This window comes from Streptomyces calidiresistens (assembly GCF_014141525.1).
GTDB lineage: Bacteria > Actinomycetota > Actinomycetes > Streptomycetales > Streptomycetaceae > Streptomyces > Streptomyces calidiresistens.
On the sequence record NZ_VKHS01000110.1, the window covers coordinates 1 to 10,328 of the forward strand.

A 10,328-nucleotide genomic window follows, 5' to 3' on the forward strand; every position below is an offset into this window, starting at 1 on the left:
GGCCGGGGGAGCCGGGGAAGCGGACGGTGAGTCCCGCGAAGCCGGGAGGGCGTTTCCCGTCGTCCCCCTCGGGGAGGCCCGGGGGGATGCCCTCCACGGCCTCCCCCGGTGCCGTGCGGGCGCCGGGAGCGGTGTGGGCGCGGATGCGCTCCTCGATCGGCCCGCGGATCAACTCCGGTGGGAGTTCCCGCAGCTGCCCCAGCAGGCGGTGCCGCAGCACCTCCCGGTCCCGTTCGGCGCCCAGCTCGGCGGCGAGGGTCCGCAGGCCCTCCACCGCCCCGCGGGTCCGCTCGCGGTCGAGGACGGTGCGGTGGGTGCGCAGACAGCTGCGCAGCCGACGACAGGCGACCCTCATCCGGTGCACGGCGTCGGGATCGCCCCTTCGCACCGGGTTCCGCAGGTCGCGCAGGGCCCGGACCTGACGCCGGGCGTAGAGGAGCACGAGGTGACCGGCGGTGTCGGTCGCCGGGGGGCCGGGGGGTGCCGGTGATGCGGAGTGGGTGGTGCCGGACATGGATCTCGCCCTTCGTTGGCCTGTCCCGTCGCCCCGGAGGGATCGCCGCTCCCCTTCCCCCCGGCCGCGGGCGGTATGTCCCGATCGAGGTCACGGACCCGTAGCGATGCCGGTCGGTACCGCCGTTCGGCGGTACCGGGGGCCCGGGCGGGTCGCGGGCGGGTTTCAGGCGGCGGAGAGACTGCGCTTCATGCGGATCGACTGGAGCAACCCGATCGCGATCCAGGAGGCGAACATGGCGGTACCACCGTAGGAGACGAAGGGGAGGGGGATACCGGCGACGGGCATGATGCCCAGCGCCATCCCGATGTTCTCGAAGGACTGGAAGGCGAACCAGGCGACGATGCCCGCCGCGATGATCGTGCCGTACAGGTCGGTCGCGCCGCGGGCGATGCGCAGGGCCCGCCACAGGATGACGCCGATCAGCAGGATGATGCCGCCGGCGCCGACGAAGCCCAGTTCCTCCCCGGCGACCGTGAAGATGAAGTCGGTCTGCTGCTCGGGCACGAACTGCCCGCTGGTCTGGGTCCCCCGGAACAGGCCGGAGCCGGTCAGGCCGCCGGAGCCGATCGCGATGCGGGCCTGGTTGGTGTTGTAGCCGACGCCGGTGGGGTCGAGGTCGGGGTTGGCGAAGGCCGCGAAGCGGTTGATCTGGTACTCGTCCAGGACGCCGAGGGTCCACACCAGGACGGCGCCCGCGACACCGGCGACGACCAGGCCGGCGGTCCACACCAGGGAGGCGCCCGAGGCCAGCAGCACCCCGAGCACGATGACGGCGATGACCATGGCCATGCCCATGTCGTCGACGAGGACGATGGCCAGGGGTATCGCGGCCAGCCCGAGCGCCTGGAGCACCGCGCGCCCGTCGGGGTGGGTGCGGTCGGCGGTGTCCACCCGGGCGGCGAGGATCAGGGCCATGGAGAGGATGACCGCGACCTTGGCGAACTCTCCCGGTTGCAGGGTCCAGTCGCCTATCGCGATCCAGGCGCGCTGGCCGTTGATCTCGGTGCCCAGCGGGGTGAAGACCAACAGCATCAGGCCCACCGAGACGGCGTACAGCACGGGGGCGGCGCCGCGCAGTCGGTGGTGTCCCAGCCACATGACGCCCACCGCGAGGGCGACGCCGATGGCGAGGTTGAGGCCCTGGCGGATCAGGAAGAACTGCGGGTCGCCGCCGGTGATGCCGGTGCGGTTGCGGGTGGCGGACCACACCAGCAGGCAGCCGAGCAGGGAGAGCGCGCCGGCGGCCGCGAGCAGGATCCAGTCCACGCGGCGGAAGATCGAGTCGCGGGCGAGGAGCCGGCGCCAGACCGGGCGGTTGTCGCCCCGCTTGGGCAGGGGGTAGCTGTGAATGCTCATCGGTGGCTCGCTCGTCCGCCGGTGGGGACCCGTGCGGCGGGGCGGGTCCCCACCGCACGGGATGGGATGGGCGACCGGCGCGGGACGCGGGGCGCGGATATGGGAGTGGTCATCGGGTGTCGATCACCGCTCCGAGAGGTCGGCGACGATGGTGCCGTTCTCGTCGATCTCGGGCAACTCCTCCAGCGGGGCGGGCAGCAGGGCGGCCGAGCGGTCGATGTCCCCCTCCTCGTCCACGCCGTACATCGCCTCGTAGATGCGGCGCACGGCCGGGCCGGAGGCACCGGAGCCGGTACCCGCCTGCGAGATGGTCATGATGATCGTGTAGTCGTCGGTGAAGGTCGCCAGCCACGAGGTGGACTGCTTGCCCTCGGTGGTGGCGGTACCGGTCTTGGCGTGTATCGGGATCTGCTCCTGCGGCCAGCCGATGAACCGCCAGGAGGCGGTGCCCCGGGTGATGACGTCCTCGGTGGCCGCCTTCATCTGCCGTATGGTCTGCTCGGTGGCGGGGGACTTCCCGATCTCCTCCGGCTCGAACTCCTCCAGCACGGTGCCGTCCGCGCCGACGATCGCCTTGCCGACCTGCGGGCGCCACATGGTGCCGCCGTTGCTGATGGAGGCGTACACGACCGCCATCTGGAGCGGGGTGACCAGCACGTCGCCCTGGCCGATGGAGAAGTTGACGGCGTCACCGGCCCGCATCCGCCAGCCGTCCTCGCAGTTCTCCCGGGCGAGTCGGTGGGCGAAGTCGTTGGCGTCGGACTTCGCCATCTCGCACCAACTGTCCTTCTGGCTCTCCCAGTACTCGCGCTTCCACTGCCGGTCCGGCACCCGGCCGCTCGCCTCGGCGGGCAGGTCGATGCCGGTGGGGCTGCCGAGGCCGTACTGGCGGGCCGCCTTGAACAGCCAGTCGTTCGGGTCGTCGTCGGGGTTCATGCCCCCGTCCTTCTGCCACTCGGTGTGCGCGATGCGGTAGAAGACGGTGTTGCAGGAGACCTCCAGCGCCTGGCCCAGGGTGATCGGGCCGTAGCCGCGGGACTCGAAGTTCCGGAAGGTGGTGGAGCCGATGCTGTAGGAGGAGGAACAGTCGTACCGGCCGTCGAAGGGGTAGCCGGCGTTGACCGCCCCGGTGGAGGTGATGACCTTGAAGGTCGAGCCGGGCGGGGACTGCCCCTGGGTGGCGCGGTTGAGCAGCGGGTTGTTGGCGTCCTCACCGGTCAGCCGCCGGTACTCGTCGGCGGAGATGCCCCCGACCCACACGTTGGGGTCGTAGTCGGGCTGGGAGGCCATGGCGACGATCCGCCCGGTGCGGGACTCCATGACGACGACGGCGCCGGAGTCCGCCTCGTAGGGACGTCCGCTGATGGTGTCGCGCTGGGTGCGGGCCTCCTCCATGGCCTGCGCCAGTTCCTTCTCGGCGACGGCCTGGACCCGGGCGTCGATGCTGGTGACCAGGTTGGCGCCGGCGGCGGCCGGGTCCCCCTCGGCCTGGCCGATGACGCGGCCGTACTTGTCCACCTCGTAGCGGGTCACGCCGGCGCTGCCGCGCAGCCAGGTGTCGTAGGTGCGCTCCAGGCCGGAGCGGCCGATCTGGTCCGAGCGCAGCAGCGGCGAGTCGGTGTCCCGGGCCTCCTCGACCTCCTCGTCGGTGACCGGGGAGAGGTAGCCGAGGACCTGCGCGGTGCGCGCGTCGAAGTGCGCGGGGTAGCGCCGCACCGCGGTGGGTTCGGCGCTGATGCCGGGGAAGTCCTCGGCGCGCTCGCGGATCTGCAGGGCCTGCCGGGTGGTGGCCTCGTCGGTGATCGGGATGGGCTGGTAGGGGGAGCCGTTCCAGCAGGGCTGGGGGGTCTCGGCGTTGCACAGCCGGACCCGGTTGGCCACCTCCTCCGGGTCCATGTCCAGGAGTTCGGCGAGGTCGGCGAGGACCTGCGCCCCCCCGTCGCGCATGCGCATCAGGGCGGAGCGGTCGGCGGAGACCACCAGGCGGGTCTCGTTGTCGGCGAGCGGCACGCCCCGGGCGTCCACGATGGACCCGCGCACGGCGGGCTGCACGACCTGCTGGACGTGGTTGCCGGCCGCCGCCGCGGCGAACTCGTCGCCCTGGCGGATCTGGAGGTACCACAGCCGGCCGCCGAGGGTCAGCAGGAGGGAGAAGACCAGTATCTGCAGCACGACCAGGCGGATGGTGACCCGGGTGGTCCGGCCGGTCTCGGGGATGTTGGTCACAGCCGCTTGACCCCCTTCACCTTCACCCCGCCGAGGCCGGCAGCGCCGGCGCCGCGTCGGGGCCGGCGCCCGGTCAGGGGTGAGCCGGTGAGGCCGGTGCCGCCCAGCGGCTTGCCGAGCAGCCGGCCGGTGCGCGGGCGGCGCAGGCCGCGCCGCCGGGACGCGCCGCTCCAGGAGGCGGCGGAGTCGGTGGCGGTGGGCGCCTGTTGGTCCCCGGCGAGCGGGTCGTTCTCGAATCTGCGGGCCAGGGCCATCACGCCGGGCACCACGAAGGGCGCCAGCAGCAGGTCGTACAGGGTGGCGGTGAGGGCCAGCGCGATGAGGCCGGAGGTGTCGGCGGCGGTGTCGCCGACGAGGGTGCCGACGCCCGCGTAGAGCAGGGTGGAGGCGACGGCCGCGCCGGCGACCACGGCCATCGGGACGGTGGCCGAGCGATGCCGGCCGGTCTCGGGCCTGGTGAGGCCCGCCAGGTAGCCGATGACGCACAGCACCAGGGCGTAGCGTCCCACGGCGTGGTCGGCGGGCGGGGAGAGGTCGGCCAGCAGGCCGGCGGCGAACCCGACGAGGGCGCCGCCGACGTGGCCGTACACCAGGGCCAGACCGAGCACGGTGAGCAGCAGGAGGTCCGGGACGGCGCCGGGGAGTTGGAGTCTGGCGAGGATGCTGACCTGGAGGACCAGGGCGGGCACGAGCAGGACGATCGCGAGAAGGGTGCGGTTCAGCCGCATGTCAGTCAGCTCCTGCGCTCGCGTCGGCGGTGTCCCCGGTTCCGGCCCCGGCGGTCCCCGGGTCGTCCGGGTCGGGTCCGTCCCCGGTGTCGGTGTCGTCGGCCCCGTCCGGCCCGTCGGCGGTGTCCCCGGCGTCGTCGGCGTCGTCGTTTCGGGCGTTCCCGGCGTCGTCCCCGTCGGCGGTGCGGCGGGTGCCCGCCTCCTCCTCGGGCCGGGGCGGCAGCACGGCGTCGCGGGGGTTCTCCCGCGGCGGCTCGACCACGACGCCCACCAGGTCCAGACGGGTGAAGGCGACGTAGGGCCGGACCCGGACGGTGCGGGTCAGGTCACCGGCGGCGGCCTCCACCTCGACGACCTCGCCCACCGGCACACCGGGCACGAACGGCTTGTTGTCGGAGGAACCGAAGGTGACCAGGCGGTCGCCGGCCTGGACGGAGGCCCGGTGGTTGAGGAGTTGGACGTCCAGGATGTTGTCGCCGCGGCCGGTGGCGAACCCGAGTTCGTCGCTGCCCTCCAGGCGCGTGCCGACGGTGAAGTTGGGGTCGCTCGCCAGCAGGACCGTGGCGGTGCGCGGACCGACGGTGGTGACGCGGCCGACCAGGCCCTCACCGTTGATGACCGTCATGTCGCGGGTCAGGCCGTCCTCGCGCCCGGCGTCGATGGTGATGGTCCGCGAGAAGTTCTGGGCGGGCCCTATGGCGATGACCTGGGCCCCGACGATCCCGTAGCGACCCGCGCCGGCGGTGCGCAGCAGGTCGTCGAGTTGCTGGATGCGGGAGTCGCGGTGCTCGGATCCGCCGAGTTGCTGGCGCAGTTCGGCGTTCTCCCGTTCGAGCTCGCTGATCCGGTCGTGCCGGCGTCCGGAGTCCCGGACGGCGGAGACGGCGTTGGCGATCGGGTCGACGGCCCCGGCCACGCCGGCCTGTACCGGGCCCAGGACGCCGGCGGCGACCTCGCGGGGGCCGTCGAGCGGCGACTCCTCACCACTGCGGAGGTCCATCGTGATCAACGCGAACGCGATGGAGACCAGCAGGACGAGCAGCAGCCGGCTCTCTCGTGTGTCCCTCACCTGGGGCGGCCGTGCCTTTCTGGTTCGTTGCGGAGCGGGCTCCGGGTCGGGCGGGGTCGCTTCCCCGCTCCGGCCCGGGACCCCGGAGAGGTGCCCGGGGGCACGCGGTGGGGTCGGACGGGCGCCGCCGGCCACCGGGACGATCCGGCGGGCCGGGCGTCACGGTACCGGGGCACCGTCGCCCGGCTCAGCGCCGCGGCTGGGCGTCCAGCACCTGCTGGAGCGCCTCGAACTCCTCCACGCACTTCCCGGAGCCCAGGGCGACGGAGTCCAGCGGGTCCTCGGCGATGTGGATGGGCATGCCCGTCTCCTGTCGCAGCCGCTCGTCCAGGCCGCGCAGCAGCGCGCCGCCGCCGGTGAGGACGATGCCGCGGTCCATGATGTCGCCGGACAGTTCCGGCGGGCACTTGTCCAGGGTGGTCTTGACCGCGTCCACGATGGAGTTGACGGGCTCCTCCATCGCCTTGCGCACCTCCTGCGCGGAGATGACCACGGTCTTGGGCAGACCGCTGACCAGGTCCCGGCCGCGGATCTCGGTGTGCTCGTCCTCGCCGAGGTCGTGGGCGGAGCCGATGGTGATCTTGATGTTCTCGGCGGTGCGCTCGCCCAGCAGGAGGCTGTACTCCTTCTTGATGTGCTGGATGATCGCGTTGTCCAGCTCGTCGCCGGCGACCCGGATGGACTGCGCGGTGACGATGCCGCCCAGGGAGATCACCGCCACCTCGGTGGTGCCGCCGCCGATGTCGACGACCATGTTGCCGGTGGCCTCGTGGACGGGGAGGCCGGAGCCGATGGCCGCGGCCATCGGCTCCTCGATGATGTGCACCTGGCGGGCCCCCGCCAGGGTGGAGGCCTCGATGACGGCACGACGCTCCACCCCGGTGATACCGGAGGGCACGCACACCACCACGCGCGGTCGGGCCAGATAACGACGCTTGTGGATTTTCAGGATGAAGTAGCGGAGCATCCGCTCGGTGATCTCGAAATCGGCGATCACCCCGTCCTTCAGCGGACGGACGGCCACGATGTTGCCGGGGGTCCGGCCGATCATCTTCTTGGCCTCGGCGCCGACCGCGAGAATGCCGCCGGTGTTGGTGTTGATGGCGACGACCGACGGCTCGTTGAGCACGATCCCCCGCCCCCGGACGTACACCAGCGTATTGGCCGTCCCGAGGTCGACTGCCATGTCACGGCCGATGAACGACATATTGTTCGCCATGGGGATACGTCTGGCCTTCCAGCTGGAGCGATGTGTGCGTGGAGGTCGGCGGGGATGCGGTGACAACCGGCCCGCGGATCGCGGTGCCGTCATCGTATCCACGGCCGGACGAACACGGGGCGCGGGTACGCCCTCCCCGCCATTGTCGGCGGAACCCGCCCCGGGCGTCGTCATGGTGACGTCGTGTTCGGGTGAAGGGTTCCCGTCTTTCGAGCGTACCGACCCCGATGGCGCAACGCATTGACGCAGGGGGGGCCGAACGGGCGGGTTTTCGTCCGATGGTGAATCAGCGGTGCGGACGGGTGGCGAATCAGTCGCGACCGGGGAAGAAAATCTTCAGCTCGCGTTCGGCGGAGTCGGGCGAGTCGGAGGCGTGGATCAGGTTCTCGCGCACGATCGTTCCGTAGTCGCCGCGAATGGAGCCGGGGGGCGCGGCGATCGGGTCGGTGGGGCCGGCCAGGGCCCGCATGCCCTCGATCACCCGTTCGCCCTCCACGATCATCACCACGGACGGACCGGAGGCCATGAACTCCAGCAGCGGCGGGTGGAACGGCTTGCCCTCGTGCTCGGCGTAGTGCGTCTCCAGGGTGGCGCGGTCGGGTTCGCGCAGCTCCAGCGCGGTGATCCGCCACCCCGCCTTGGCCTCGATCCGTCCGACGATCTCACCGATGAGTCCGCGCCGCACTGCGTCGGGCTTCAGGAGAACGAGGGTGCGCTGGCTCATGGAAACGGCTCCAGGGTGTGGGATGCGCGGGCCCGGGCTTCCCGGGCCCCGGACGGTACCCGCGCACGACGGTGCGCGGTCGCTCACGGAGGAAGCGGGATGATCGCACGATACCCGCCCGGGGCCGGGATTCCCCAGCCGGGCCCGGAAGCCGGGACGGGTGGTCCCCGCCGCGGGGCCGGTCGGGACCGCCCCGGCACCGGTGCGCGGCGGTTCCCGGCGACGGGGAGGGACGGACGGGCGGGCGCCCCGGAAACGGTGCCCCGGGTCGCCGGGCATCAGCGCCCCCGGGTGCCCGGGGCCCCGGGGTCGCCGGGGAGACCCGCTCCCCCACCGTCCGGCGGGAACCCACCCGCCCCGCGCCGGTGGGCGGGTCCCGGTGGCGAGGGGTCGACTCAGCCCTCGGCGGCGCGGGCCGCCTTGATGGCGTCGATCTCCCGGCCGTAGTGGATGGCGGCCCACCACAGCACGGCGAACAGGCCACCGAGCAGGAACATCGCGGGCACCAACACGCCACTGGCGATCAGCCCGATCTGCAGCGCCCACCCCACCGGGACGGCCGCCCGGCGGTTGAGCATCCCGCACAGCAGCAGACTGACGACCATGGCGGTGCCGCACACCGCCCACAGCACGCCGGTGGGCACGTCGGTCAGGGCCATCGCGACCAGGCCCGCCAGGCCCAGCACGATGAACTCGGCGATCAGGGTGGCGGCGCACAGCATCCGCATCAGCGCTCACCCCCCAGCAGCAGGCGGGCCTCGCCCACGGTGATCACCGAACCGGTGACCAGGACCCCGACGCCGCCGTACCCGGCCGCCTCGTCGTCCTCCTCGGCGAGCGAGACGGCCGCCTCGATGGCATCGTCCAGGCGGGGTTCGACCCGCACCCGGTCCTCGCCGAAGACCTCGACCGCCATGGCCGCCAGCTCGTCCGGGTCCACCGCCCGGGAGCTGCTGTTGCGGGTGACGACGATCTCGGCGAAGGCCGGTTCGAAGGCCTCCAGCAGCCCCCGCACGTCCTTGCCGACGGTCGCGCCGACCACGCCGATCAGCCGGCTGAAGCCGAAGGACTCCTCCACCGCCTCGGCGGTAGCCGCGGCCCCCGCCGGGTTGTGGGCGGCGTCCAGCAACACGGTGGGGCCGGTGCGCACCACCTCCAGCCGGCCCGGCGAGGTGACGGCGGCGAAGGCCTGCCGGACGATCTCCGGGTCCAGGGTGCGGGCGTGGGTGGTGCCGATGCCGAAGAACGCCTCCACGGCGGCGAGCGCCACGGCGGCGTTGTGCGCCATGTGGGCGCCGTGCAGGGGGAGGAAGACGTCCGGGTACTCGCCGCCCAGGCCGCGCAGGGTCAGCAACTGGCCACCGACGGCCACCTCGCGGGAGAGCACGCCGAACTCCATGCCCTCGCGGGCGACGGTCGCGTCCACCTCGACCGCGCGGCGCAGCACCACCGCGGCGGCCTCGACCGTCTGCCGGGCGAGGACGACGGTGGCGCCGGACTTGATGATCCCGGCCTTCTCCACCGCGATCCGCTCGGGGGTGTCGCCCAGGCGGTCGGTGTGGTCCAGTGCGATGGGGGTGAGGACGGCGACGCCGGCGTCGATGACGTTGGTGCAGTCCCAGGAGCCGCCCATCCCGACCTCGACCACGGCGACGTCCACCGGCGCGTCGGAGAAGGCGGCGTACGCCATGGCGGTCAGCACCTCGAAGAAGGACAGCCGGTGCTCCTGGCCGGCGTCCACCAGGTCGAGGTAGGGGCGCAGGTCGCGGTAGACCTCGACGAAGCGCTCGGCGGCGATCGGCCGGCCGTCGAGGCTGATGCGCTCGGTGATGGACTGCACGTGGGGGCTGCTGAAGCGCCCGGTGCGCAGGTCGAAGGCGCCCAGCAGGGCCTCGATCATGCGGGCGGTGGTCGTCTTGCCGTTGGTGCCGGTGAGGTGGATGGCCGGGTAGCCGCGCTGGGGCTCCCCGAGGACGTCCATCAGGGCCTCGATGCGGACCAGGGAGGGGTCGAGGCGGGTCTCGGGCCAGCGGTCCAGGAGTTCCTTCTCCACCTCGCGCAGGGCCTCGGCGACCGCCGGGTCCTCCGGGGTGCCGGGCAGCTGTTCGAGGGCGCCGGCGGCGGGGCCGACGGAGGCGCGCAGGGTGCGGCTGCCGGCCTCGATGACGGCGAGGTCGGGGTCGCGGTCGGTCTCCGTGCCGACGATGTCCTCGAAGGCGACGTCGGCCGGGGAGACCTCGACGGGTTCCTCCGGGTGCGCCGACGGCTCGGTGCCGCCCTCCTCGGGACGGTCGGCCGGGTCGGGGGAGCCGGGGGCGCCGGTGCTGTCACTCACACCCCCGATTCTACGGATGGCCCGGTCGCGACCGGTGGGCGGAGGGGGCCGACCGCCGGCGGGTTCCGCGACGAGGCGGCCGAGCGGGAGCTGGGCGAGGTGCGGCGACTGGTGACCGAGGTCCGCCGGTTCCGGGCCGACCAGGGCCTGCAGC

The 10,328-nt window shown here is 72.9% G+C and carries 9 protein-coding genes; all 9 read right to left on the reverse strand.

The window, feature by feature from the left end; all coding sequences use genetic code 11:
• The coding region (locus FOE67_RS07375; protein ID WP_182661712.1) for a CHAD domain-containing protein at positions 1 to 514 on the reverse strand (514 nt) is incomplete at its 3' end.
• 165 nt (positions 515 to 679) lie between these two features.
• Positions 680 to 1,873, reverse strand: a complete 1,194-nt coding sequence (locus FOE67_RS07380) for an FtsW/RodA/SpoVE family cell cycle protein (RefSeq protein ID WP_182661714.1) — start codon at positions 1,871 to 1,873, stop codon at positions 680 to 682.
• A gap of 123 nt (positions 1,874 to 1,996) precedes the next feature.
• On the reverse strand, positions 1,997 to 4,099 hold the full coding sequence (gene mrdA / locus FOE67_RS07385; RefSeq protein ID WP_182661716.1) for a penicillin-binding protein 2: 2,103 nt from the start codon (positions 4,097 to 4,099) through the stop codon (positions 1,997 to 1,999).
• Positions 4,096 to 4,827 (reverse strand): rod shape-determining protein MreD, encoded by a 732-nt coding sequence (gene mreD / locus FOE67_RS07390; protein ID WP_182661718.1) that lies wholly within the window; start codon positions 4,825 to 4,827, stop codon positions 4,096 to 4,098. Before mreD ends, mrdA begins: the two co-directional genes overlap by 4 nt.
• A 1-nt stretch (position 4,828) precedes the next feature.
• A complete protein-coding gene (gene mreC, locus FOE67_RS07395; RefSeq protein ID WP_182661720.1) occupies positions 4,829 to 5,896 on the reverse strand; it encodes a rod shape-determining protein MreC in 1,068 nt (355 codons plus the stop codon).
• A 187-nt stretch (positions 5,897 to 6,083) separates the two neighbouring features.
• Positions 6,084 to 7,103: a rod shape-determining protein gene (locus FOE67_RS07400; RefSeq protein WP_182661729.1), complete on the reverse strand. Its 1,020-nt coding sequence runs from the start codon at positions 7,101 to 7,103 to the stop codon at positions 6,084 to 6,086.
• A gap of 322 nt (positions 7,104 to 7,425) precedes the next feature.
• The gene (gene ndk / locus FOE67_RS07405; RefSeq protein ID WP_182661723.1) at positions 7,426 to 7,839 is read right to left on the reverse strand and encodes a nucleoside-diphosphate kinase; all 414 of its coding nucleotides are present in this window, start codon (positions 7,837 to 7,839) and stop codon (positions 7,426 to 7,428) included.
• A gap of 395 nt (positions 7,840 to 8,234) precedes the next feature.
• Complete coding sequence (locus FOE67_RS07410; RefSeq protein ID WP_182661725.1) at positions 8,235 to 8,567, reverse strand: DUF4233 domain-containing protein; 333 nt, start codon at positions 8,565 to 8,567, stop codon at positions 8,235 to 8,237.
• A complete protein-coding gene (gene folC / locus FOE67_RS07415) occupies positions 8,567 to 10,045 on the reverse strand; it encodes a bifunctional tetrahydrofolate synthase/dihydrofolate synthase (RefSeq protein WP_323384431.1) in 1,479 nt (492 codons plus the stop codon). The genes FOE67_RS07410 and folC overlap by 1 nt, the downstream gene beginning before the upstream one ends.
• Positions 10,046 to 10,328 lie beyond the last annotated feature (283 nt).

Coding starts and splice junctions, on each gene's coding strand:
- FOE67_RS07380 (WP_182661714.1), bottom strand. CDS start 1,873: ATGAGCATTCACAGCTACCCCCTGCCCAAGCGGGGCGACAACCGCCCG.
- mreD (WP_182661718.1), bottom strand. CDS start 4,827: ATGCGGCTGAACCGCACCCTTCTCGCGATCGTCCTGCTCGTGCCCGCC.
- FOE67_RS07400 (WP_182661729.1), bottom strand. CDS start 7,103: ATGTCGTTCATCGGCCGTGACATGGCAGTCGACCTCGGGACGGCCAAT.
- ndk (WP_182661723.1), bottom strand. CDS start 7,839: ATGAGCCAGCGCACCCTCGTTCTCCTGAAGCCCGACGCAGTGCGGCGC.
- FOE67_RS07410 (WP_182661725.1), bottom strand. CDS start 8,567: ATGCGGATGCTGTGCGCCGCCACCCTGATCGCCGAGTTCATCGTGCTG.